Annotated in this window: 19 protein-coding genes and 1 riboswitch; of the genes, 10 read left to right on the plus strand and 9 right to left on the minus strand. The window is 59.0% G+C overall.

Features of this window, described 5'->3' with window-relative positions; translation table 11 throughout:
• Positions 1–97: 97 nt before the first annotated feature.
• Entirely contained in the window at positions 98–355 is a 258-nt protein-coding gene (locus ACSOSP_RS22600) for a hypothetical protein (protein WP_455313145.1), read from the minus strand.
• A 209-nt stretch (positions 356–564) separates the two neighbouring features.
• On the opposite strand from ACSOSP_RS22600, the gene ACSOSP_RS22605 reads away from it, so the two are divergent.
• Complete coding sequence (locus tag ACSOSP_RS22605) at positions 565–981, plus strand: MarR family winged helix-turn-helix transcriptional regulator (protein WP_455313146.1); 417 nt, start codon at positions 565–567, stop codon at positions 979–981.
• 45 nt (positions 982–1,026) lie between these two features.
• Positions 1,027–1,416 carry a tautomerase family protein gene (locus ACSOSP_RS22610; RefSeq protein WP_436185815.1) on the plus strand — a complete coding sequence of 130 codons (390 nt, stop codon included), beginning with the start codon at positions 1,027–1,029 and terminating at the stop codon, positions 1,414–1,416.
• 43 nt (positions 1,417–1,459) lie between these two features.
• Here ACSOSP_RS22610 and ACSOSP_RS22615 read toward each other — a convergent pair whose 3' ends face one another.
• Complete coding sequence (locus ACSOSP_RS22615; protein ID WP_455313147.1) at positions 1,460–2,320, minus strand: response regulator transcription factor; 861 nt, start codon at positions 2,318–2,320, stop codon at positions 1,460–1,462.
• Positions 2,321–2,461: 141 nt separating this feature from the next.
• On the opposite strand from ACSOSP_RS22615, the gene ACSOSP_RS22620 reads away from it, so the two are divergent.
• From ACSOSP_RS22620 to ACSOSP_RS22635, 4 genes are all read left to right on the plus strand, one after another.
• Positions 2,462–3,307, plus strand: a complete 846-nt coding sequence (locus ACSOSP_RS22620) for a carbon-nitrogen hydrolase family protein (RefSeq protein ID WP_455313148.1) — start codon at positions 2,462–2,464, stop codon at positions 3,305–3,307.
• A gap of 103 nt (positions 3,308–3,410) precedes the next feature.
• Positions 3,411–4,751: an APC family permease gene (locus ACSOSP_RS22625; RefSeq protein WP_455313149.1), complete on the plus strand. Its 1,341-nt coding sequence runs from the start codon at positions 3,411–3,413 to the stop codon at positions 4,749–4,751.
• 261 nt (positions 4,752–5,012) lie between these two features.
• Complete coding sequence (locus ACSOSP_RS22630; protein WP_455313150.1) at positions 5,013–6,206, plus strand: mechanosensitive ion channel family protein; 1,194 nt, start codon at positions 5,013–5,015, stop codon at positions 6,204–6,206.
• Positions 6,207–6,566: 360 nt separating this feature from the next.
• Positions 6,567–6,662: riboswitch (glycine riboswitch) on the plus strand.
• A gap of 144 nt (positions 6,663–6,806) precedes the next feature.
• Positions 6,807–8,024, plus strand: coding sequence for a D-amino acid dehydrogenase (locus ACSOSP_RS22635; protein WP_455313151.1), 1,218 nt, complete (start codon positions 6,807–6,809; stop codon positions 8,022–8,024).
• Positions 8,025–9,042: 1,018 nt separating this feature from the next.
• Here the strand turns inward: ACSOSP_RS22635 and ACSOSP_RS22640 are convergent.
• Positions 9,043–9,930 (minus strand): LysR substrate-binding domain-containing protein, encoded by an 888-nt coding sequence (locus tag ACSOSP_RS22640; protein WP_455313152.1) that lies wholly within the window; start codon positions 9,928–9,930, stop codon positions 9,043–9,045.
• A gap of 110 nt (positions 9,931–10,040) precedes the next feature.
• Between ACSOSP_RS22640 and ACSOSP_RS22645 the strand changes: the two genes are divergently transcribed.
• Positions 10,041–11,327: an MFS transporter gene (locus ACSOSP_RS22645; protein ID WP_455313153.1), complete on the plus strand. Its 1,287-nt coding sequence runs from the start codon at positions 10,041–10,043 to the stop codon at positions 11,325–11,327.
• 48 nt (positions 11,328–11,375) lie between these two features.
• Here ACSOSP_RS22645 and ACSOSP_RS22650 read toward each other — a convergent pair whose 3' ends face one another.
• Positions 11,376–12,593 (minus strand): aminotransferase class I/II-fold pyridoxal phosphate-dependent enzyme, encoded by a 1,218-nt coding sequence (locus ACSOSP_RS22650; protein ID WP_455313154.1) that lies wholly within the window; start codon positions 12,591–12,593, stop codon positions 11,376–11,378.
• A gap of 115 nt (positions 12,594–12,708) precedes the next feature.
• On the opposite strand from ACSOSP_RS22650, the gene ACSOSP_RS22655 reads away from it, so the two are divergent.
• Positions 12,709–13,560, plus strand: coding sequence for a LysR substrate-binding domain-containing protein (locus ACSOSP_RS22655; protein WP_455313155.1), 852 nt, complete (start codon positions 12,709–12,711; stop codon positions 13,558–13,560).
• A 33-nt stretch (positions 13,561–13,593) separates the two neighbouring features.
• Here ACSOSP_RS22655 and ACSOSP_RS22660 read toward each other — a convergent pair whose 3' ends face one another.
• The 4 genes from ACSOSP_RS22660 to metE all read right to left on the minus strand — a co-directional run bounded on the left by ACSOSP_RS22660 (position 13,594) and on the right by metE (position 21,035).
• Positions 13,594–16,713: a bifunctional diguanylate cyclase/phosphodiesterase gene (locus ACSOSP_RS22660; protein ID WP_455313156.1), complete on the minus strand. Its 3,120-nt coding sequence runs from the start codon at positions 16,711–16,713 to the stop codon at positions 13,594–13,596.
• On the minus strand, positions 16,710–17,504 hold the full coding sequence (locus ACSOSP_RS22665; protein ID WP_455313157.1) for a substrate-binding periplasmic protein: 795 nt from the start codon (positions 17,502–17,504) through the stop codon (positions 16,710–16,712). Before ACSOSP_RS22665 ends, ACSOSP_RS22660 begins: the two co-directional genes overlap by 4 nt.
• A gap of 700 nt (positions 17,505–18,204) precedes the next feature.
• Positions 18,205–18,609 (minus strand): FKBP-type peptidyl-prolyl cis-trans isomerase, encoded by a 405-nt coding sequence (locus tag ACSOSP_RS22670; RefSeq protein ID WP_455313158.1) that lies wholly within the window; start codon positions 18,607–18,609, stop codon positions 18,205–18,207.
• A 131-nt stretch (positions 18,610–18,740) separates the two neighbouring features.
• Entirely contained in the window at positions 18,741–21,035 is a 2,295-nt protein-coding gene (metE, locus tag ACSOSP_RS22675) for a 5-methyltetrahydropteroyltriglutamate--homocysteine S-methyltransferase (RefSeq protein ID WP_455313159.1), read from the minus strand.
• Positions 21,036–21,288: 253 nt separating this feature from the next.
• Between metE and ACSOSP_RS22680 the strand changes: the two genes are divergently transcribed.
• The gene (locus tag ACSOSP_RS22680) at positions 21,289–21,513 is read left to right on the plus strand and encodes a DUF3717 domain-containing protein (protein WP_455313160.1); all 225 of its coding nucleotides are present in this window, start codon (positions 21,289–21,291) and stop codon (positions 21,511–21,513) included.
• 81 nt (positions 21,514–21,594) lie between these two features.
• Here the strand turns inward: ACSOSP_RS22680 and ACSOSP_RS22685 are convergent, their stop codons facing one another.
• Positions 21,595–22,650 carry a HoxN/HupN/NixA family nickel/cobalt transporter gene (locus ACSOSP_RS22685; RefSeq protein WP_455313161.1) on the minus strand — a complete coding sequence of 352 codons (1,056 nt, stop codon included), beginning with the start codon at positions 22,648–22,650 and terminating at the stop codon, positions 21,595–21,597.
• A gap of 438 nt (positions 22,651–23,088) precedes the next feature.
• On the opposite strand from ACSOSP_RS22685, the gene ACSOSP_RS22690 reads away from it, so the two are divergent.
• Positions 23,089–24,486, plus strand: coding sequence for a glutamine synthetase family protein (locus ACSOSP_RS22690; protein WP_455313638.1), 1,398 nt, complete (start codon positions 23,089–23,091; stop codon positions 24,484–24,486).
• The last annotated feature ends 20 nt before the right edge of the window (positions 24,487–24,506 follow it).

Below are 24,506 nucleotides of genomic sequence, written 5' to 3' on the forward strand. Positions count from 1 at the left end.
CCTCATGGCGTCATGATAGATGCGGCAATGCCGTCCCGGTCGAAGGACTCGATCAGGATGGGGATTTTCATTCATTGGAGAGCGTTGGCTTTTGGCGTCACTCGGACGCGTCCGGCGCGGAGTGAAGAACAGGTGCGACCTGCTGCGCATCCGCCGCGAGGCTTGCCTGAGCGGCGGCAATGGGACTGCTGGCAGCCTGGACGTCAGAAGGTGAGCTCAACACCAGCGGCTCCACAGCGCTGGCTGGCAACGATGTACTAGCAGACGCCTGGGTGACGCTGACGCTTGCCTGATCGTCTGGTCCGCAGGCGGTGAGCGCCAGCGTTGCCAATGCCAATATCGCGGTTCGTCTCATGATGTCTTCCGCCTGTCCGGGGTACGCGCAAACGTTTTCGCTTCATCGCGGACGCCAGTCTGAAGACGCTTCAAGAAAATTTTGTGAAATATCCAGTAAGAGTTGTTGAGGCGCGGTGAGACATTGAAATCTGTCAATCAGCTTACGTTTCGCATTAGGGCAAATCAAAACTAGTTGCATAGCGAATCATTTTCTCCTAGAGTGTCTTCATGTTCGATCACTGCATTTACTTCAACACAACGGCACTTGCGCGAAGCCTCGAGCGCGAGTGGGCGAACGCGTACAAGGCGTTTGGCCTGACGCCGCCGCAGGGATTCATGCTGCGCGCGGTGCTGGCGAAACCTGGCATCGTGCAAAGCGAGTTGGCGTCTGAACTCGCCATTTCACGATCCACTGCAACGCGAACGCTGGACGGTTTGCAGAAGTTGCTGTTTATCGAACGCCGGCTTACCGAATCCGATGGACGTGAGACCGCGATTCACCCCACTGGCGAGGCGTTGCGAATCAAGGACTCGTTGAACGCTGCAAGTGCCGCGGTGACCAAGCGTTTGAAGGCTGAACTAGGTGAGGAGCGCTTTGCGAGCACGGTTGCAAGCGTGAAAGATGCACGGTCGAGTCTCGACTGATTTTTTTCCTGGATAGTTGTATAGCGAACTAATTGGAGATGGAAAATGCCGATTTTGAACGTGAAGGTAAGCATTGAAAAATCGCCCGAGGCCGTTGCGGCCATATCTGACATGTTGCTTGAACTGACATCCGGTATCCTGGGCAAGAAGCGAGAGGTGACGGCGATCACTATTCAGTTCATCGATCCGGATAGCTGGGTGATCGGTGGCCGGCTGCTAAGCGAGCAGAAAAAATCCAGCTTCTATTTCGATATCAAGATCACCGACGAGACGAACACGAAGGACGAGAAGGCGCGGTATATCTCAGCGGTTTTCGAAGGGTTCGGCAGGATATTGGGCGACCTGCACGAAGAGAGCTATATCCATGTTGAAGATGTCAGGGCGGCGTCGTATGGGTACGGCGGGCGCACGCAGGAGTACCGCTACCATCACTAAATTTTTCGCTCGCGGCCGGTGGAGCACCGGCACGAGCGAAACATCACCGATGCCCTGCAGGCGTCGTCACATCGCCCTCCGAACCTTCGGCAAACGGGTGCGAACCCGGTTCATAGAACAGCGCAAACAACTCTGATTGCGAACCAATGCCGAGCTTCGAATAAATATGTTTCTTGTGCGCGCGGACCGTCTCGAACGAAATGGTCAGCTTCTCCGCAATCGCACGCGATGAGAACCCGCTCAGCGACAACATGGCGACTTCAATCTCGCGCGCCGTCAATGCAGCGCGCCCGCTTTTTTCAGTCAGGATGCCGAAGCGTGCAGGCAGATCATGCTGCCCACCCTCCGTAACCTCGGATACCCCCGGCGCCGCGCCGAAATTTTCATATCGCAAGCGCTGCTGCATCAATGCAAGAACCCACGGCGAGAACAACGTCAGCAACGCTACATCACGCTCGTCGTAACGGTGCATATTGCCGAGAGAAAACCCCATGGTGTAGTTGGCGTCGATCACCACATTGAAGTGCACTTCGTCGCCAACGATGTTCTTCTTGAAGTAGCGCTGGTAGTACTCCGTCATCTTGAAGTTGTCGGGCGCGACATCGGCGAGCGTGTAGAAACCCGAGACACGCTGCTCAAAGGCCGCCAGATAAAACGGGTCGAGCTGGTAAAGGGCTGCCAGATAGTCCTGGAACAACAAGTCGATCTTGCCGTCAGGCAACGCCTGTTCGGCACAAACCAGCGGCGGCCCATTGCGCGCAAAACGCAGTGCGACCCAACTGTCGAAGCTGATATGCCGCTCGAGAACCCGCGTGAGGCGAGCCCAGAAATTCGGCCCATCGAGTGCGTCGATGGCTGAACCGATCTCTCTGTGAAACGCGAGATCATGCCATTGAAACTCCATCGTCTCCTCCGGTAAGGGTAACCCTGGTGGGTAATTCCTGGACAAAAATAATGCCTCGATAATAGTCCGGACGAAAATGCAGGCCCTCACGCAGGCCCTTGAATAATGCCATCGAAAGGTATTTGGAAGGAGACGGATTTAATGCAGGCAGAACTCGCACAACTCGCGCTGGTGGACGGCGACATCGGACACAACACGCGCAAGGTCATCGAAACAATCGGCCGCGCCGATGTCGCCGGGGGCACGAAGCTGGTCGTGTTCCCTGAAGCCACGCTGTCCGGTTTTCCGACGCGGGAAAACGTCGCGGACGTTGCGCAATCGCTTGATGGCCCCGCACTGACCGCGGTACGTGACGCCGCGCGACGCGCCGGGGTATCGGTTGCGGTGGGCCTGGCCGAACGCGAAGGCGCGCGATTCTACAACACGACCGTCTTGGTCGATGACAAAGGCGAGATCGCGTTGCGCTACAGGAAGACCCATTTGTGGGCATCGGACGTGGGCGTGTTCACCCCGGGCGATCGCTTCGAAACCTGCTTGTGGAACGGCCTCACGGTCGGGCTGCTGATCTGCTACGACATCGAATTCCCCGAGACCGCCCGCGCGGTCGCCGCCCTGGATGCCGACCTGCTGATCGTCACCAACGGCAACATGGATCCATTCGGCCCGGTGCATCGGCGAGCCATCACCGCGCGCGCGATGGAGAACCAGATGTTCGCGCTCATGGTGAACCGCTGTGGTACAGGCGACGACAACCTCACCTTCCCCGGCGAATCCGCGCTCGTCGATCCCAGCGGCGAGATCGTCGCTGCGGCGGGTGCGCAAGAGACGCTGCTAAGCGTGGATATCGACTTCAAGCGGCTGGAAGCCAGCCGTGAGCACTATCGTTATTTGAACGACGCACGCGTGCCGCTCGGCCTCACGCCGATCGACAACGCCGATGGTTCGCGTGCGCTTGTGATTGAAGAGCGCCGTCGCCCCATCAACTGAAGACTGAAGACTGAAGTTTTCAGCAGTTCCGTAGCACATGAATCGTCCGGAGCCCGCGCTCCGGACGCGCCCGCCCACGCCTGTCGAAAGTCCCGGAGACATCATGCAAGACTCGTCCGTAGCCGCGCAGTCGCATCTGAAACGCACACTTGGTTTGCCATCCGTATTATTGTTCGGCCTGGCCTATATGGCGCCGCTGATCGTATATGGCACTTATGGCGTGCTTGCCAAAGCGAGTGACGATACCGCCGCTCTCGCCTACTTGCTTGCGCTCGTTGCTATCGCCTTCACGGCGCTGAGCTACGGCAAGCTCGCGCGGCTTTATCCCGTCGCCGGCTCCGCTTATACCTACACACGCAAGACCTTCAATGCGCATCTGGGCTTCCTGGTCGGCTGGGCAACACTGCTCGACTACTTCTTCCTGCCCATGGTGATCTGGCTGATCGGCGCCGCTTATCTGAACGCCGCGTTCCCGACCGTGCCCACCTGGATCTGGATCGTTGCGTTCATCGTCCTGACGAGCGCGTTGAATATAGTCGGGATTGAACTGGCTGCACGATTCAACATCGTGTTGATGGTGGTGCAACTCGCGATTGTCGGTTTGTTCGTCGCGTTGTGCTGGCACTATGCAGCGGCTGCGGCAGGTCCCGGCGGGATCGCGTTGGCGGAACCGTTCTTCAAAGGACACGTGCCGTTCGCCTCGACCATGGCCGGCGCCGCCATTGCCGCGTATTCATATCTTGGCTTCGACGCAGTGTCCACACTCACCGAAGAGACGATCGACCCGAAGAAGAACATGCCGCGCGCCATCTTGTGGATCGCGTTGATCGGCGGCGCGATTTTTGTTCTGGCCGCTTACACGATGCAGCTTGCGCACCCGGGCGTGGAATTCAAGGACACCGATTCGGCCGCGTTCGAAGTCGCCAAGATGATTGGCGGCGATATCTTCGTGACCGTCTTCCTGGCCGGCCTGATCCTCGCGCAGTTTGCGTCGGGCATCTCGGCACAGGCCAGCGTCGGGCGTTTGCTGTATGCCATGGGTCGCGATGAAATCCTGCCCAAGCGCGTGTTTGGTTTCATCCATCCGAAGTTCAAGACGCCGGCGATCAACATCGCGATTGCGGGCATTGTGGGTTTGATCGCGCTGAAGCTCGACGTGGCGACTTCAACTTCATTCATCAACTTCGGCGCGTTCCTCGCGTTCACCGCCGTCAATCTTTGCGTGGTCCGGATTTATCTGTCAGGCAATCATGGCGACAAGAAGATCGGCGCGATCGGCGGGTTGGTGTTTCCGCTGATCGGTGCGATCGCCGATATCTGGCTGCTGGCGAGCCTTGAAAAGACAGCGCTTGTGTTGGGCGCAATCTGGTTCGTGATCGGGCTCGTGTACCTGTGCTGGATCACGCGCTTGTTCCGTCAGCCGCCGCCGGAAGTGGCGGTTTAAGCGGGGTGGCCGAATTGGCCCGGGCCATTCAACCAACATGGGTTGCAAACAAATAAAAACCAAGCGCCATGGCCCGGGGGATCGACGAGAGATAGCCTCGCCGCAAAGATCAGGAGGCCGTTACAATGCCGTTGACAGCATCATTGGATCGCACTGCAGCAACGTTTGGTGAGGTTGCGTAGCCAGATCGGGGAAATGATCGGTACCGCGCGGGCCCGGATCATCGTCAGGAAAGCAGGCTGGCCGGCACTGAGAGGATCTATGTTCAATGACATGTTCCGCGTAGTGAGTGGACCGGATTGGCGTCATTTCTATGTCCACACCGACAGCATGCCTGTGGCGATCCTTCTCGTCGCCGCGTTGTTCCTGGCGATTCTGTTGGCCAGTGCGATCTGCTACTACGTCACGCGCTTCATCTTGTTGAGGATTGTGGGCCACCTCGCGCGCGGGGAGCGCCGCAAGTGGCTGCGTGCCGCCGAACGCCGCAAGGTGTTTCATCGGCTCGCGCCATTGGTGCCTGCGGGCATCATTTATATTTCAGCGCCCCTGCTAACCGGTGTGTCGTTTCCGGTCATTTCCGCGCTGGGTCGCCCGGTGGAGACGCTATCGGCATGCTTCATGGTGGTGACCGTCCTTCGCGCCGCCTTCGCGTTCCTGGGCAGTATTGAGGATCGCTATAGTCATTTCCCCTTTGCGAGCCAGAGGCCGATCAAGAGCTTTCTGCAGATAGCCGCTATCGTCCTGTACGTGCTTGCACTGATTGCCGCAGTGTCATTGCTGTTGCATCGATCGCCCGCCAATTTCCTCACCGGCGTGAGTGCGATGACTGCGCTGCTGATCATCATCTTCCGCGATTCGTTGCTGGGGTTTGTCGCGAGCATTCAACTGGCAGCGTACGACATGCTGCGCGTGGGCGACTGGATCGAGGTACCTGGATTCGTGGCTGACGGGACGGTCATCGATATCTCGCTGAACACGATCAAGGTCCAGAACTTCGACAATTCCATTGTCATGCTGCCGAGCTATGTGTTGCTGACCAACAGCGTCAAGAACTGGCGCGGCATGGCAGAATCCGGCGGACGGCGGGTCAAGCACGCGATTCACCTGGACATAGAGAGCATCCGGTTTTGCGACGACGAATTGCTTGCCAACCTGAAGGCGAGCGTAGCCTACCAGGTGCCGTTCACCGTGCCGGACGATGGACATCGCCTGACCAACCTTGGGATGTTTCGCGTGTATCTGACGGAATACTTTCGTCAATACCCGGCGATCCGGAAAGACATGCCGCTGGTGGTTCGCCAGCTGCAATCCACCAATCAGGGCCTGCCATTGGAAGTGTTCCTGTTCCTGAACGAGACAAGCTGGGAATCGTACGAACAAATCCAGTCGGATATGTTCGACCACGTCTATGGCATCTTGCCGCTGTTCAATTTGCGCGTTTGGCAAATGCGCTAGCGGCGCCGGGCGAGAGCCCGGTCGCGCGCCCGTTATCCGGCCAGCCCCTCGACAATACATACGACAACGGTAAATGCGCCGATACACGCGGCCAGAGTGGCTGCTGCCTTCGCAAAAGGGGTCATGCCTGGCTCCAAAATCGATAAAGGAAAACGCATTTTATAGTGAAATGAAAGCAAAAAGAAATAATTGTATTAAATGAAAGATTAAGGGAATCAGGCGCTGTCTGCGGCGGATTTCGTTGTGCGCAGCGGGCGAAAGATCATTAAGTATCCTGACTACTTCCCGGCATGCAAAAGGCCGATCCCTACCATGCCCCTTGCCTATCTTATTTTTAGACGGTATCTTGGCGGGGTTCTAATCGCTAGCGCGGGAGAGACTGTCACGGAGCATGGTGACGGCGCCGACGGAGCAACCGCCCCGGAAACTCTCAGGCCCAAGGACCGCGTAGCAGGAACATCTGGAGAGCGGCGCTTTAATGCGCCCACCGACGGGGATGTCGTGCGTGCAACGCCACGACTGAAACTCTCAGGTACACGGACAGATGGGGCATAGACGCCGGCAGCACCGGCGATGCCCAACTTTCATCTGGACCTTGTCATGTCACGAATCGCCATCATTGGCGCCGGTATTACCGGCGTCACGACTGCTTACGCCCTTGCCGAACGCGGCCACGACGTCACCGTTTTCGAGCGTCACCGGTACGCGGCGATGGAAACATCGTTCGCCAACGGCGGCCAGCTTTCCGCCAGCAATGCCGAGGTCTGGAACAGCATGGCCACGGTGCTCAAGGGGCTGCGCTGGATGTTCACGCGCGACGCACCGCTGCTGCTGAATCCTGCGCCGAGCTGGCACAAGTATTCGTGGATGGGTGAATTCCTGCGCCAGATTCCGAACTACCGGGCCAATACCGTCGAGACCGTGCGCCTGGCCATTGCCGCGCGCGAGCATCTGTTCGGGATTGCCGAGCGTGAAGGGATCGACTTCGACCTCGAGCAGCGCGGCATTCTTCATATGTACCAGCAGAAGAAGGACTTCGATACCGCCGCGAAAGTGAACCGGTTGTTGCAGTCGGGTGGCCTTGACCGGCGCGCGGTGACGAGCGACGAAATGCGCGCGATCGAGCCCACGTTGCAAGGCGATTTCCACGGTGGCTTTTTCACGCCGTCGGACTCAACCGGCGACATCCACAAGTTCACGCGCGGTCTGGCTGACGCCTGCGAGCGGCGCGGCGTGCGCTTTCATTACGACACGCAGATCGCGGGTATCGAGCAGCGTGGCGACGGCCCGTTCGCCATGCGTGTGCTGCATGGCGGCGGAGCAGGTGACGAGCGGCAACATGGCTTCGATCGCATCGTGGTGTGCGCCGGTGTGGCAAGCCGGCAGATCGCATCGATGCTTGGTGACCACGTGAATATCTATCCAGTGAAGGGTTATTCGATCACTGTGTGCCTGGATGACGCCGCGAGTCGCGAGGGTGCGCCGTGGGTCAGCTTGCTTGACGACAGTGCGAAGATTGTCACGAGCCGGCTTGGCGCCGACCGTTTTCGCGTAGCGGGCACGGCTGAAATCAACGGCTTTAATCGCGATATTCGCTCGGACCGGATCGCACCGCTCGTCGATTGGACGCGCCGCTATTTTCCGGGTGTGGCGACATCGCGGGTGATTCCGTGGGCGGGCTTGCGGCCGATGCTGCCAAGCATGTTGCCGAAGGTTGGGAGCGGCAAGCGTCGCGGGGTGTTCTACAACACGGGGCATGGACACTTGGGATGGACGCTGTCGGCTGCGACGGCGCACAGCATTGCGGAGCGGATGTAGGCAGTGGTTTGTCGCTTGCGCTGGGGGGCGGGGCGCTAGGTTCCAGGGTTGGCGGTCGGGGTTGTTGCCGGGTTGCCAGGTTCCTGCGGTAGCGGTCTTGGTCATTGCCGGGTTGCTGCTTTCAAGGGTAGTGGTCTGCTTGAGTTGGCTCATTTCTTTACCACTATTAGCCACTGCGCGTGGCGGCGCGTCATTTCTTTGTCCAAAGCGACAAAGAAACGAAGCAAAGAAAACGCTTTCAAAACGCGGGCTCATAAGTTGACCTAGCGTGCACTTTGTGCGTTTTTGGCACCCCAAAAGCACGGTGCTCGCCAGAACCACCAATGTTTGAACCCCTCCTTCTCGCGAATTCTTACACGCACACGCTTCGCCCCGTACGCTCTCGGGCAAGCACCATTGCCAGGAAACCTTCACGGCCTCACGCGCTTTTAGTGCCTCATTATTTGGTCGGTTGGTTGTTTGATTTGCGCAGCTGTTTTTGCGGGTATGGCCTTACGTACTCTACGGCTTCATTTCTTGGTGGGTTGGCGACGTGGTTCGGCATGCGTACAAATTCGGAGGATGGTTTTTCGCGGATAGCGCGGAGTGTTCCTTGGGCAGGTTCAGTCACTGGTGGCGAAGCGTGTGGGTATCCGTGTTCGGAGAAAGAGGGGTTCACACACCGGTGGTTCTAGCGAGCACCGTGCTTTTGGGGTGCCAAAAACGTTAAAACTGCACGCTAGGTCAACTTATGAGCCCTCGTTTTGAAAGCGCTTTCTTTGCTTCGTTTCTTTGTCGCTTTGGACAAAGAAATGACGCGCCGCCACGCGCAGTGGCTAATAGTGATAAAGAAAATAGCTCACTCACGCAGACCACTAACCTTGAAAGCAGCAACCCGGCAATGACTAAGACCGCTAACGCACGAACCTGGCAACCCGGCAATGACTAAGACCGCTAACGCAAGAACCTGGCAACCCGGCATAGACCCTGACCACCATCCCGAAACCGACCACCCCCGTCCACCGGCGCGAGCGAAACATCACCAGGCCGCACTCGCTCGCAATGGCCGCTCAACCGGCGCATCAAGCACAAGCCGCCCAAACTCCTGCGCGGCCAGCGTGGGCTCACCCTTGCCCCAAAGCAGCCTGAATTCCGCGTCCGGCAAGGGTGGCAAACCATACTGCCCATCGACAACCACAATCCCCGGTTCAAGGTCATCACGTGTCAGCGGAGTAATCGCGAGCCCCGCCATCACAGCAGCGCGAATACCCGACTGACTCGACGATGTAAACGCGACATGCCAGTCCACCGCCAAGCCATCGAGCGCCTCAAGCGCCACTCGCCGATTCACACACGGCGCCGGAAAAAATGCGAGCGGCAGCGACGCCCCCGCGCGCGCATCGAACGATTCGGCCGCCGCCCAAACGAACCGCGTGCGCCGCAACACGATACCGTCGGCGTCTCGATCCGTTTCCCCATGCACGCACAGCACCACCGCAAGATCCAGTTCGTGCGCGGCGACCATCGCCTGCGAATCGAGGCTCATGCCCACGCTCACGTCCAGCCGCACATTCGGAAACGCCCGCGAAAATTGCGTCAGCAAAACGGGCAGCCGTTCTCCCATGAAAATATCCGGCGCTCCGAAGCGCACGACACCTGACGCCGGAGACGACTGAAAACGCTCGGTGACCGCGTCCATCGCATTCAGGATTTGCATCGCGTAACGCAGGAAATCCTCGCCATCTTCGGTCAGGGTCAGACTGCGCGTGGTGCGATACAAAAGCGGCCGCCCCACTTCTTCTTCGAGCCGCCGTATCTGGTGACTGATCGCGGATTGCGTCAGGTTCAGCCGTCGCCCAGCCGCGGTAAAACCGCCAGCTTCCGTGACAGCAACAAACGCGCGCAGCAAGGCAAGATCGAGGTTCATGGTCGGAATCAATGATGATGAGGCTTAATCAATGATAGTAAATTAAATCATTTCCGTCATAACGCAAGCTCGCCGAGAATAAATCCAACGACTTCTTCCGGTAGCCTGCCATGGATGTTTCGACCCGCATTTCTCCCCGCCTGGCAAATCAACTGGCGGTCACCCTGCTGCTAACCGCCGTAATCGCCGCGACCTACGGTTTCGGCGTTTATCTCTTTCCCGTGGTCCTGCCGCAGATGAAACAGGACATCGGCTTCAACTATGCCCAGGCCGGCTACATTACGGCTGCGCGGCAACTGGCCAATATCGCCATGGCGCTGCTATCAGGGCTCGCCGCCGCGCGTTTTGGGGCGGCCAGGGTCATGCTCGTGGCGACCGCGCTGTCGGCCATGGACCTCGCGACCCTCGCATTCGCCAACAACACATGGATGATGGGCGCCGCGCTCGTCTCGCTCAATGCCTGCGCCGCCGCGACCTGGGTCCCGATGATGGCGCTGATCGCACCGTTGATCGACGAGCGCCATCGGGCGAAAGCCATCGGTGTCATTGGCAGCGGCACGAACTATGGTGTCTTGCTGAACGGGTTGATGGTGCCCGCGTTGCTGGCGTCGTGGGGCTGGCGCTCTGTCTGGCTCGTGAGCGCCGCGCTGACCGCCGTGTTGAGCGTCGCCATCGTCTTTGTGTTTGCGCGTCTCGGCCCCGCATCCGCGTCACAAACAAGCGTCATGCCACCGGATCAAACCAGGCGTCCGGGGCTGCGGCGCATGCTCGCCAGACACTTCCTGCTGGTGTACGCGATCGCGCTGCTGTGCGGTTTTGCCGGTGTGCCGTTCATCACCTATTTATCGGCTTATTCGCACGATGACCTGCATCTGGGTCTCGATGTAACAGCCCACGCGTGGGCGCTCGTGGGGCTGGTCGGGGTGGTGAGCGGACTAGTGCTCGGCATGATCGCCGATATGCACGGTAGTCCTGATCAAAATGGGCGCACGCAACGAGACGGCATGCGTACTGCACTCGTTAGTGCGGGGGTCCTGCTTTTGTGCGCATCGCTGATTGCCGCATCGCGTCCGGGCGCTTACGCGCTGATGGTCGCGGCGGTCGCATTAGGCTTTTCGTTCTTCCCGATCTTCGGCCTGTTGCACGCGTATGTCGGCAAGACGAGCGCGCCGGCGCTGGCGGCAATCGTGTGCGGAATCTGCGAAGCGGCGTTCGGCGTTGGCGGGGCGTTGGGAAACGTGCTGGGTGGATTATGCAAGACGATATTCGGCTCGTTTCAACCGGTGTACGCGATGGCTTCGGCCGCATCAATGATTCTTGTGGGCCTCGCTTTCCTGATCCCGAACGCACGTCGTGCCATGCCGGTGTGCAGAAGCGGTCTCGCCGATTTGCGCTAAGCGCATAGCGCGCGAGACCACGTCCACATGACTCGATGAGCGATGACCTCATCCCCGCTCTTCGAATGCTCGGCGCAGCGACAATGCAATCCCAAGCGCTGCCCGCTTCACTTCATCGAGTGCGGGAAAGGTCGGCGCGACACGCAGATGCCGATCGCGCGGATCGAGACCATGAGGGAACGCAGCGCCCGCCGGCGTCATTGCAATCCCGGCGTCGGCTGCCAATTCGACCGTGCGTTTGGCGAGACCATCGGGGCTATAGAGGCTGATGAAATAGCCCCCTTGCGGAACGGTCCAGGACACGCCCGGCAGATCCGCGAGGATCTCGCTGAAGGTCGTTGTCATGGCGTCGAACTTCGGCCGCAACAGCGCCCTTTGACGATCCATCAAAGCCTCCAACGTCGGCCGGTCGCGCAGTAACCGCACGTGCCGGAGTTGATTGAGCTTGTCCGGTCCAATGGTCCTGATCGCCGAACAACGCTGCCACCAGTCGACGTTGCGCCGCGACGATGCAACGAATGCCACCGCAGCCCCGGCAACCGTGATCTTGGACAGCGACGCAAACATCAGCGCACGGTCCGGATGCCCCGCCGCCGCGCAAGCCTCGATCATGTTCAACGTGGTGTGCCTTTGCTCCGTCAGGTGATGGAAGCGGTACGCATCGTCCCAGAACAGGCGGAAGTCGGGGGCGGCGGTTGGCATCGAGGCGAGACGGCGGATCGTATCGGCCGAGTAGATTTCGCCGGTCGGATTGCTGTAGAGCGGCACGCACCAGATGCCCTTGATGGCCGGATCGGCTGCGACCTGTGCTTCGACGAAGTCCATATCGGGGCCATTGCCGGTCAGCGGTACCGGAATCATGCGCACGCCAAGCGCTGCGCAGATCGCGAAATGGCGGTCGTAGCCCGGCACGGGACAAAGGAACGCGATGTCCTTTTCATTGCGCCACGGCTTGCCGTCCGCCATGCCATGCAGGATGGCGAATGCCATGGCGTCATGCATCAGCTCGAGGCTGGAATTACCGGCGGCCACTACCTGCTCCGCACCCACCCCGAGCAAATCGGCGCCTAATTCACGTGCTTCGGGCAGACCCAGCGCATGACCGTAATTGCGGCAATCGATGCCATCGCGCGACATGAACTCGCCCGCTTTCAGAGCGTTGGCCAGTGGCTCGAAGCACAGGTCGAGTTGTTCCGGGGACGGCTTTCCACGGGTCATATCGATTTTTATTCCGAGCTTCCTGAAGTCATCGTAAGTCATCGACATCGTTCCTTTTCCAGCGATTCGCGTTGAGGGACGCCCAGTATGCAAGGCCCGCTGGATTCAGGAAAGCGAGTTATATTGAAGATTTCGTTCAGATTTTCTGATACTTCAGATGCCCATGAAAACCTTCGATCTGGATGCGCTCTCCATGTTTGTCGCCGTTGCGGATGCAGGCAGCTTCCTGCGCGGCGCCGCGCTCGTGCATCGTTCGCAATCCGCCGTGAGCATGCAGATCAAGTCGCTGGAAGCGTCCTTGGGCAAGCCCTTGTTTTCACGCAAGCCGCGCAACATTACGCTGACACAGGACGGCCACGTGCTGCTCGCTTATGCGCGCCGCTTGCTTGCGCTGCGCGACGAGGCCTGGGCATCGATTGTTCGCCCGGACGTCAGGGGACGCGTCGCCATCGGAGTACCGGACGACTATGCATCGTCTCTCCTGCCCTCCGTGCTGAGAAAGTTTTCCGCGACCTACCCCAAGGTCGAGATCCAGGTCATCGGCATGCCAAGCAACGCGCTGGCGCCGCTCATCAAGGAAGGCAAGATCGATCTCGCCTGCATGACGCGAATGAAGGGGTTGAGCGGTGACTTTATCCGGCTTGAACCGATGGTCTGGGCCGGTTGCGCGGTCGGCAATGAAGTATGGAAGGAGCGCCCGCTGCCCATTGCAGTCTTTGCACCGGGCAGCGTCGCGCGGTCCAAGGCGATCCATGCTCTCGAACGGGCGAAGATCAGCTATCGGACGTCTTATGAAAGCCCGAGCCTGCTGGGCCTTTTCAGCATGGTCGAAGCGGGGCTCGCGATTGCCCCGCTGTCCCGATGCAGCATCCCGGAACGGTTCGTCCAACTCGGCGCCGCGGACGGCCTGCCTGCGCTGCCGGACCTTGAAATCGTGCTTGCGCGCAGCGCGGGATCGAACCGGCCGCCCTGTGATTTTATGGCGGAACAGATCCTGACCGACCTGCGAATCTGAGCACCCGCGAAGAAATGCGGCAAGCAGGCCGAGCTAGTACGCGCGTGCCGCTTCCGGCTTGATCCGCCCCATAGCCGCAAACTCTTCAAAGCCTTCAACGGGCAAAGGCCGGCAAAAATAGAAACCCTGGTAAGCATGACAGCCTGCGTCGGCCAGGAAGTCGCGTTGCTCTTCAGTCTCCACGCCCTCGGCGATCACCCCTAGCCCCAGGCTTTGCGCCAACGCCACGATAGTCCTCGCAATCGCCGCATCGTTCGGATCGACGAGCACGTCGCGCACGAATGACTGATCGATCTTCAACTGATCCAGGGGCAGCCGCTTCAAATACGAAAGCGACGAGTAGCCGATACCGAAATCGTCCAGCGAGAAGACTACGCCACGAGCCTTGAGCGCATGCATCTTTTCAATGATGTCCTGCACGTTGTCCACCAGCACGCTCTCGGTCAGTTCGAGCTTGAGCCGGTTCGGGTTGGCTCCCGTTCGACGGATCACGTTCAACACCTTGGCCACGAAATCGGGCTCGCGGAACTGCTGCGCGCTGACATTGACTGCGATGGTAAGGTGGCACATGTCCGGCCGCATGGCCCACGACGCCAGTTGAATACACGCGGTTTCCAGTACCCAGTTGCCCAGCGCCAGGATCATCCCGGTCTCTTCAGCGAGGTGAATGAAATCGGCAGGCGGCACCATGCCGCGCTGGGGATGCTGCCAACGCACGAGTGCTTCGGCGCCGACGACCCGGTCGCCGTCGAGCACCTGTGCCTGGTAATGCAGCAGGAACTGATTGCCCTCTATGGCCTTTCGCAAACCCGCCTCGAGTTCTGCCCGTTCCACTACCACAGTCTGCATGTCCGGATCGAAGAAACACAGCGCGTTGCGCCCCATTTCCTTCGACTTGTACATGGCAAGATCCGCCTGCTTCAGCAGTTCGTCGATGGAAGTCTGATGGCCCCTGAACACGGTTGCGCCAATACTGGCCGTACTGCGGTAATCGATGTCGTCAAGCTGGTACGACTTGCCAAGGACATCAAGGATTATTTCGCCCATGCCTTCTGTCTGGCTGGCCGCTTCCTGCCAGGTCTCATGCAGGCTTCCCAGCACCACCACGAACTCGTCGCCCCCTACTCGCGCCACGGTGTCACCGGCACGTACGCTGGCAGCCAGGCGCTGCGCCACTTGCTTGAGCAGCAGGTCGCCTTTGTCGTGGCCCAGCGTGTCGTTCAGCGTCTTGAAGTGATCCAGGTCGATAAACAGCAACGCACCGCACGCACCACTTCGCGCGCTGTGCGTAATGGCCTGCGTCAGGCGATCCAGCAACAACGTGCGGTTCGGCAAGCGCGTCAGGGCGTCGAAGAAAGCCAGCTCCCTGATGCGCTCTTCCGCAATCTTGCGTTCGGTAATGTCGTGATGCGTGCCCACATAGTGACTGACGACTCCGCCCTCGCCTGTCACCGCAGAGATCGTCAGCCATTTCGGATAGACCTCGCCGTTCTTGCGGCGCCCCCAGATCTCGCCTTGCCAGCCGCCCATGCGGTGGATCGTTTCCCACATCTCGCTGAAAAACGCTTCGTCGTGATGATGCGAACGCAGCAGTCGCGGCGTCTGGCCAACTGCCTCTTCAGCCGTGTAACCGGTGCACTCGGTGAACGCCGAATTGACTCGCAGGATGGTGTTGTCGGCGTCGGTGACCATCATCGCTTCGAGCGAATCGAAAGCGACCGCGGCAATCTGCAGTTCGGCCTCGACTTGCTTGCGGTCGGTGATGTCGCGCCCGCTAGTCCGGAAGCCTGCGAACGCGCCCTTTGCGTCGGTGATCGGCACCCAGGAAACGGATAGCCAGACCAGCGTTCCGTCCTTGCGGACGCAGCGGAATTCCAGGTCGTCGCCACGGAAGCCCTGCAGGCCCTTCAGGAACTCAGGGGCAACGCGGACCCAGTCATCGGGATGGATCAGCGTGCCGGCGAAGTCGGTCATGGCCATGCATTCGTCGACCGTATAACCGGTGTATTTCTCGACCGATGGATTGATCCAGCGAGGTTTGCCGTCCGGTCCCCACCAGACCTCCCAGTTCACCGTGCAGTCCGCAATGGCGCGGAACTTCTCCTCGCTCTCGCGCAACTCGCGGGTCATCGTGGAAGCCAGCCGCATCGCGCGGCCGCGGCCGGTGACCATCAACCACGCGAGCAGAGCCAGCAGCAGACTTAAGCCCGTACCGGTTACGGCGATCAGTGCTTCGGCGTTACGGCCGAAGCGGGTCTTGAAGTCGTCCAGGGTGGTCATCGAGAGCGTCCAGTTGTGCCCAGCGACCACGAGGTATTCATTGGCTGAAATGAGCGCAGGCTGGTGCTGCCCATCTGCTGCACGGGAACGATAAAGCAAGGCCGCGGCGGACGGCTCCACGCCGTCGTAGATGGCTAACGCAAGGCCGGGCAGCGTGTCGCCGTACAGGCTGGCGATGACATCGTGCATGCGAAACGACGCATACACCCAGCCGGCCAGATGCGCCCGGCGCTCGGCGACGTTGTCGTGCGGCTGGCCCCGGCTGTAGATCGGCAGGTACATGACGAAAGCCGGTTTCGCATCCGGCCCGAGGTCCACGCCCAGGCGCACTTTCCCGGAGATCGCGACCATGCCGGAGTCACGCGCCTTCTCCATGGCCTCCCGCCGCACAGGGTCGGTCCAGGGATCCAGCCCGAGGGGGGGATGGTTACCGGTCACGGCCGGCTCGCGCTGGATGATCGGCGCGTAGTTCTCCCGAATGCCCTGCGGCTCGATGGTATAGCCGCTAAAACCCAGCTGGCGCATCGCGGCAATATGCGTGTCCCTGCGCGCTGCCGGCACCCATTCGATCAGCCCGATGGTCTGGATGCCGGAATAATTGGCGTCGAGATTGAGCGCGCTGACGTAGTCGCGGAAGTTGTCGCGGTCCATCTGGCCGGTGGCGGCGAACAGGCCCTGCACGCCGCGCAGCATCTGTTCATAAGTCGACATGCGCTGCTCGACGCGGCTGACCACGTCGCCCAGCGAAAAATTGAACTGGGAAAGTAACTCGTTGTGGGAAGCTTGCCGCTCGTGATCCCAGACGATCCATGTGACGCCGAGTGCGGCGGACAAGATCAGCAAGGGCAGCAATACCAGGCGAGCCCAGGTCACGGGGGCGCCTGGAAATCGACCATGGATCTGGCCAGATCGGGTTTGAAGTACTTCTCGAATATACGCAGCACGGTTCCGTCCGCGCGCATCTGGTTCACCAGCGCACGCCACTTGTCCTGCTCGGCGGGCGACAGCGCCTTCTTCGACATGATCAGGCCATGAGGAATGGCGGGATCATTGAACTCGATGATGGTGGTGACATCGCGGATCTTCTTTTCATCCAGCGCGGGGTAGTCGAAGGGCTCCATGATCATGCCCTGGATACGCTGATGGACCAGCGCCTCGTATAACGGCGCCAGGCCGCCCGCCTGGCTGACGCGGTTCTCAGCCGCGAGCGTGTCGACCAGCTTGTTGGCGGAGTCGCTGTAGCGGAAGCTGCGAATCACGCCTAGTTGAAACTGGTCGCTACGCTCGAAATCGGCCAGCTGACGCATGCCCGCGTCCTTCCTCACCAGCAAATAGTATTTGTTGCTGAAATACCAGGCAAACGAAGCGAAGCGGTTGCGATCGGTGTTGGCGATGCCGGACAAGCTGAAATCGAGTGCGCCGGATTCGATCAATTGCCAGATGCGCGCGCGCGACATCAGGCTGACGCTAATCTGGCAACCGCTGCGGCGGATCAGTTCGTCGGCGAAATCCCGGTCGATGCCGGTGTCGGTATCGGCGGAATAAAGCAGGCCGTGGTCGTGCAGGGCAAGCGTAAACGGGCGTGAGCAATCGGGACCTGCCGCGACCGCGCGGCCAAGGCATGACAGCACCAGTAGCAAGCCGCCCAGAGTGTGTCGAATCACAGCGTCGCCATGGTGGTGGAAATGACTAAGATACAGCCCTCTTTTATTAACACCGGTTGCGAGGGCGTGTTTAGTGATTTAGGCCCATCAACAACGGGTTATGCAGGGAGACTTTTCGCAATATACCTTTGCATACCGAATCTGTCGCTCGCAAACACGTACAGAATTGCTTATTCAGGCAGTCCCGGCTGATGACCTGTTTGGAAAAAATTTTGATAACGCGCACGAATTAATGTTACCGGACGCTTATTAAAACTGCAACTAAGGGGAATCGTTTGCGAGCTGTAGTGTAGCAACCGTTTCGTTCTTGATCGACACCACGTGGTATTGGATTGCGTGCTGTAGAGCCGGCTTCCGGCCTTTGACTGTTGATGCTCTGACGTTGCTCTGAACGCCTCGGCGCATAGGCTACTTCAAGCAGGTGACAGATTCATGTGCCCTCTTCACATCGATATTTTTACTTCGCCCCCGTCAACGCCCTGATTGAAAATCGGGCTGTCTCAACGGCAAAAAGTATAGCCGCGCAGCGTTTTCCATCGGGATGGAATTAAACGGCTGCCACATCCATAAATCGATCTGAGGGTGTTACAAAGCCGTGCTATTGCGATGACCAAAAATCTCAGCACGGATCTCGGTACGCAATAGCACGGGACACGCGATTCGCATGATTGCGTTGAAGCGCGTGCGCGTTGTACAGGCTTTAGTTGCCGATTTTCAGCAACTCGACTTCAAACGTCAGCGTGCTGTTCGGCGGAATCGGGCCTACGCCGCGATCGCCGTATGCGGTTGCCGGCGGGCACACGAGCTTCGCCTTGCCGCCGACCTTCATCTTCTGAAGGCCCTGCGTCCAACATGGGACTACCTGACCGAGCGGGAACGATGCCGGCTGCCCGCGCTTGTACGAAGAGTCGAATTCGGTGCCATTCGCGAGCGTGCCGCGATAGTTCACCGTCACGGTGTCCGCAGCGGTTGGCTGCGCCCCGGTGCCTTCCTTGATCTGCGTCACCGTGACGCCGGAGGGAAGCGTTTCAGTCGCGCCCGTAGCGGCATAAGCCGATGACGAAGCGATAACAGCAAGAGTAAGCAGCAGCGATACTTTTTTCATAAAGCGTCCAGTACGTCCCGAAGGGGGATGGTGTGTAAAGTCAAGAGTCAACGAACTCAAGCCAAATACAGTAGCACGGACCGGGCACGCTATGACAAAACCTTGCTTCGAGGCGCTTCTCTGATGAAGACTCAGGCTTCCGCCATTTCGTTATTTTTTTCGGAAAGCGTCGCTCGGACTGCGTGGGCCGCCAGGATCATGTTGATCAGTGCCGCTTCCGTCTCCGGCCACGTACGCGTTTTCAATCCGCAATCAGGGTTGACCCATAGTTGCTCCGCAGCAATGACCTCGCATGCACGCTGGAGCAAACGCTGCATGGCCTCCACGCTTGGCACCCGTGCGGAGTGCGAGTCATAGACGCCGGGCCCGATTCCGTTCGGGTAGGCGAACTCACCGAAGCCATCCAGCAATTCCATTGAAGAGCGCGACGTCTCGATCGTGATCACGTCCGCATCCAGCGCTGCGATCGAGGGCAGGATGTCATTGAACTCGGAATAGCACATATGGGTGTGAATCTGCGTCGCATCCGAGACCCCGCTAGCGGCGATCTTGAAGGCCCGGGTTGCCCAGTCAAGGTAAGCGGGCCACTCGGCGCGGCGCAATGGCAAGCCTTCGCGCAATGCCGGTTCATCGATCTGGATGATGCGGATGCCGGCCTTTTCAAGGTCCGTCACCTCGTCGCGAACGGCGAGCGCAAGCTGTAGCGCCGTTGTTTCGCGGGGTTGATCGTCACGGACAAAAGACCATTGGAGCATGGTCACCGGTCCCGTAAGAATGCCCTTCATCACGCGGTTGGTCAGGGACTGCGCATGGCGCGTGTTGTCCACCGTCATGGGCTCCGGACGATAGATATCGCCGTAGATGATGGGCGGCTTGACGCAGCGCGAGCCGTAGTTCTGAACCCAGCCGTTCTCCGTCAGCGCATATCCCCATAGCTTCTCCGCGAAGAATTCGACCATGTCGTTGCGTTCGGCTTCGCCATGCACGAGGACGTCGAGTCCTAGCTCCTCCTGTTTGCGCACGGCTGTTGCGATCTCCGCACGCATGCGTTCCAGGTAATCGAGTGCGCCCAGTTCCCCGCGCCGGTACGCCGCGCGCGCCTGCCGGATCGCCATTGTCTGGGGGAACGAACCAATGGTCGTGGTCGGCAGGAGCGGCAGCCTGAGCGTATGGCGCTGAACGCGCTTGCGGATGGCATAAGTGCTTTTACGGCTTGCCATCGCCTGGGTGATGGCCGAGGTCCTCCGTTGCACGAGGGTGTTGACGACCGTGTCCGAATTGCGTCGCGTATCGAGCGCTGCGTTCGACGCGGCGAGCACAGACCCGGCTTCTGCCGAATCGCTTAGCGCAAGCGCGATGGCGGCAACCTCATCGAGCTTCTCTGTCGCGAACGCAAGCCATGACGTCAAGCGCTTATCCAGCCTTTTCTCCGATGCAAGCGTGACCGGCACGTGCAACAGTGAACAGGAAGGCGCAATCCATAAGTTATCCGAACGTTCTTCGCTCAGGCTGCGAAGCGAGTCGACGATTTTACCGAGGTCGGCCCGCCAGATATTCCGGCCATCGATCACGCCCACCGACAACACCTTGTCCGCCGGCAGCGCCGCGCGCCAGGCGTCCAGTTGTCCGGGCGCCCTGACCAGGTCGATATGAACACCCTGGACAGGCAGCTTTGCGACGAGCGGTGCGTGGTGGGCGGCCGTGTCGAAATACGTGCCCAGCATTACCTTGCTGACTGACGCGCCAAGCACCTCGTAGGCTGCGTAAAAAGCCTCGAGCCATTCGTCATCCAGGTCAAGACACAGCGCCGGTTCATCCAGTTGAAGCCATTCAATCCCGCGTTGCTTCAACAGGTCGAGAATGCGCATATAGCGAATCACGAGCTTCGGCAGAAGTGATAGGCGGTCAAAGCCGGGAATGTGGCTCTTGGACAGCCACAGATACGTAATCGGGCCGATGAGAACCGGCTTGACAGAATGACCCAGTGCAAGCGCTTCATCGATCTCGTCAAAGAACCAATCGACGCCGCCATCGAATGTCGTGCGCGGCCCCAACTCGGGCACAAGGTAGTGGTAGTTGGTGTCGAACCACTTGGTCATCTCCATGGCGGGCTGCGCGTTGTTGCCCCGCGCCAGCTCGTAATATTGCGCAAGCGAGAGCGCCGACGGTTCGAATCCGAATCGCTCCGGCAACGCACCCAATAGCGCAGTGAGGTTCAGCATGTGGTCGTAATAGGCGAAGTCGCCGACCGCTACGAAATCCAGCTTCGCCAAGCGTTGCAACTCCCAATGGCGCGCACGCAATGCCTCTGCGACGCTACGCAAATCAGCATCGTCACACTCCCCGCGCCAGAAAGCCTCTTGTGCGAACTTGAGTTCGCGATGCGCGCCGATGCGTGGAAAACCGTGTAGATGAGTGCGAGCCATGATGCGTCCTTAACCGAGTGGCCCACAGTCTGAATGCCGCCGTGTCATTCAACAAGGGACATGTTTTCATCTTCCTATTAGTTTTGTTCATGTGGGACAACTTGCACATACCTGCGACATCGTCAAGAATCAGACTACGCGGCTAAGCTGTGGCCGACGACGGTGAACGCCTCTGAAGGGCGAGCCGCGCGCATGGAATTTTTTGCATACCGGTATTACCCGTCCCGTTCACCCGAAGTTGCAGGCCAGATCCATGAGCGTATTCACGATTATCGACGTCGAACAGGCCATTAACTATTGGCGAGAGCTCAAGCCGGCCGGTCAGGATGCGGCACTCTGCCGGGAAGCGCGTGTGCTCGCCGAAGCTTATGGGCAGATGATTTTTTCCCGAGCCGACGCGATCGAGGCATCCTCGCTTAACAGCGAGCAAATTCAGGCACTGGAGAGTGCCCTGGATCAACGCGGTCTGTCGCGTTAGCTGTTTGCGTTCGACGCCAGGTCCAGGCCATGCTCGTTGTGGACGGTAAGGGGCGAAGTCGCCCGAATCCCGGCAGCTTATCTAGCGGCCAACTTCCAGTTCGTCGAAGCGTTTTACCCGATAGATCAGGACCGACACGATCCAGCTGAAGACAAAAATGCCGATGATCAAAAATCCCAGCGTGCCGAAATTATCGTTCAAGGTCCCTATGGCATCCCACACCGGACCTTGCAGTTTCAACTGATCGGCGAGCAGCCCAAGCGCTTCTATACCGCCAATCACGACCGCCACGATGACGGATACCAGCGTGATGGTCATGTTGTAGTAGATTTTCCGGATCGGCAACAGGTAAGCCCATCCGTAAGCGCCGAGCATCAGGTGACCGTCCAGCGTGTCTACCAGGGACATGCCGGCACTGAACAGTATGGGGAACACCATGATCGCCCAGGGAGAAAGTCCTTGCGACGCCTGGGTTGCCGCTATGCCGAGCAATCCGATTTCAGTCGCCGTATCGAATCCCAGACCGAACAGGAAACCTAGCGGGTACATGTGCCAGCTTCGCGTGATCATGCGAAACAGCGGGCGAAAAATGCGCGCCAGGAATCCGCGATCGGCCAGAAGCAGATCGAAATCGTCATCAATATAAGCACCGCCATTCCTGACGTTGCGCCACGCTTGATAGATCGACCGCAGGATGATCAGGTTCATCACGGCAATCGCGAACAGGAATAACGCCGACACCAACGTGCCGACCACTCCGCCAATTTCCTTGTAGTGGTCAAATCGACCCTGCATGGCCGACGTTACGACAGCCACACCGACAGAGGCGAGCACGACCACGGTCGAGTGCCCGAGGGAAAAGAAAAAGCCGACCGTAACAGGCCGCTTCTTCTCCTGCATGAGCTTGCGCGTGACATTGTCGATAGCGGCAATGTGATCGGCATCCACCGCATGGCGCAGCCCGAATCCGTAGGCCAGCAATGCGGTTCCCAGAAGTACCGGATGGTGGCGGAATGCCACGAGTGCCCAAGCCCAGGCGAGGACGTTGAACGCAATCAATAGCCCATAGATGCCGAAAAGCTTGCCCCGCACCTTGGTGCCTGAGTCGCTGAAGATCTGCGCCAACTGAGAAACCATCTGGAAACCCTTCGGGAATACGCATCCCGCTTGAAGTAATTTTTTAACTTCATACACAAGAGTTGTGCCAGTGGCAAGCATGCCTTTATCGAAGGGCTTTCGAAAGGTGTTTGACTCGAATTGGCGGCGTGACCTGCGTCTGGGGAACGCCCCGAAGTGGCGCTGAAAGAGCTGAGAGTGGGCGCGCTCGCACCAGCAGCGAGCCTCGCCAACCGCCGGTTTAGCACGCCAATGCGTTGTGCAGCGCGACATGGCGCCCATGAATATGTGGCACCGACACGCCGCCCGTGCATAAGCAAACAAAAAAGCAATCGCAGAGCATGCAGCATTACCCCAGCCGATCAGCACCATAACGAATACCGATTGTTGTTGATCTGCATTTCTCTCGTTCCTAAGATGATTCAGCCGAAAAAAAGCGATAACACGGAGACGATGAATATGGATGCGTACGCGAAGCCCGAACGGGCAATCAAGACGGTGGAAGATGCGATTCGCTTAGTGGAGGCAAGCGGGCTGACGCATATCAAAGTCGGTCTGTCCGATACCGATGGCATTCTGCGCGGGAAATATCTGCGCAAGGATAAATTCCTCGGGGCTCTGCGTGCGGGTTTCGCGTTCTGCAATGTCGTACTGGGCTGGGATGTGGATGACCAGATGTACGACAATACGAAATACACCGGCTGGCACACCGCCTATCCGGACGCCATGGTGCGCATCGTCCCGGAGAGCTGCCGTCGTTTGCCGCTTGAACAGGGCGACGGCGAAGACATGCTCTTCTTCCTCGCTGAATTTGCTGGGGATGCCGAAGCAATTTGCCCACGGGGTTTATTGCAGCGCGTTTTAAAGCGCGCCGCCGATATGGGATTCGATGTTTCTGCCGCCCTTGAATATGAATTCTTCATGTTCGAGGAGACGCCGCATTCCGTGCGTGAAAAAAACTACCGTGACCTGAAGAACTGGACGCCCGGCAATTTCGGCTATTCGGTATTGCGCAGTACGGTCCAGGGCGATTTCTACCGGCAATTGCTCGATATGTGCGAGCAGATGGACATGCCGATCGAGGGCTTGCATACCGAAACCGGTCCCGGCGTGCTGGAGGCTGCGCTCGCAGTCGACGGCGCAGCCGAGATGGCGGACAAGGCCATTTTGTTCAAGACCTTTACCAAGGCGCTGGCCCAAAAGAACAACCTGATGGCGACCTTCATGGCGAAATGGTCGCATGATCATCCCGGACAGAGCGGTCATATCCACTTGTCCTTACGCGAGGCGAGCACCGGCAAGTCGGCGTTTTACGACGAAAGCCGTCCCTATAACATGAGCGTCAAGCAGGCCAGTTTCATGGCGGGCGTGCAACGCTACCTGCCCGAATTCATGTCGATGTTCGCGCAAACCGTCAATAGCTATTCACGGCTGGTGCCGGGCTACTGGGCGCCGCTCGATGCAACGTGGGGCGTCGAGAATCGAACCACGGCCTTGCGCCTGATCCCGGGTTCCGAGAAATCCCAGCGTGTTGAAGTGCGCATCGGTTCCGCCGACGCGAATCCCTACATTGCATTGGCAGCCGCGTTGGGTGCCGGCTTGCATGGTATCGAACAGGGACTGGATCCGGGGCAGATTGTCGAGGGCAACGCTTATACGCAGGAATTCCCTGCCCATCTGAAATTGCCTTGCACCTTGTGGGAGTCCGCACAGCGACTGCGCCATTCGGAAGCCGCGAAGACCTTGTTCGGCGAAGCGTTTGTCGAACATTTTGTCGCGACCCGCGAATGGGAAGAGCGGCAGTTCCGTCGGCATGTGACCGATTGGGAATTGGCCCGCTATTTCGAAATTATCTGAGCTATCAATCCAAGCCCACT

The sequence above is a fragment of the Caballeronia sp. KNU42 genome (assembly GCF_053760385.1).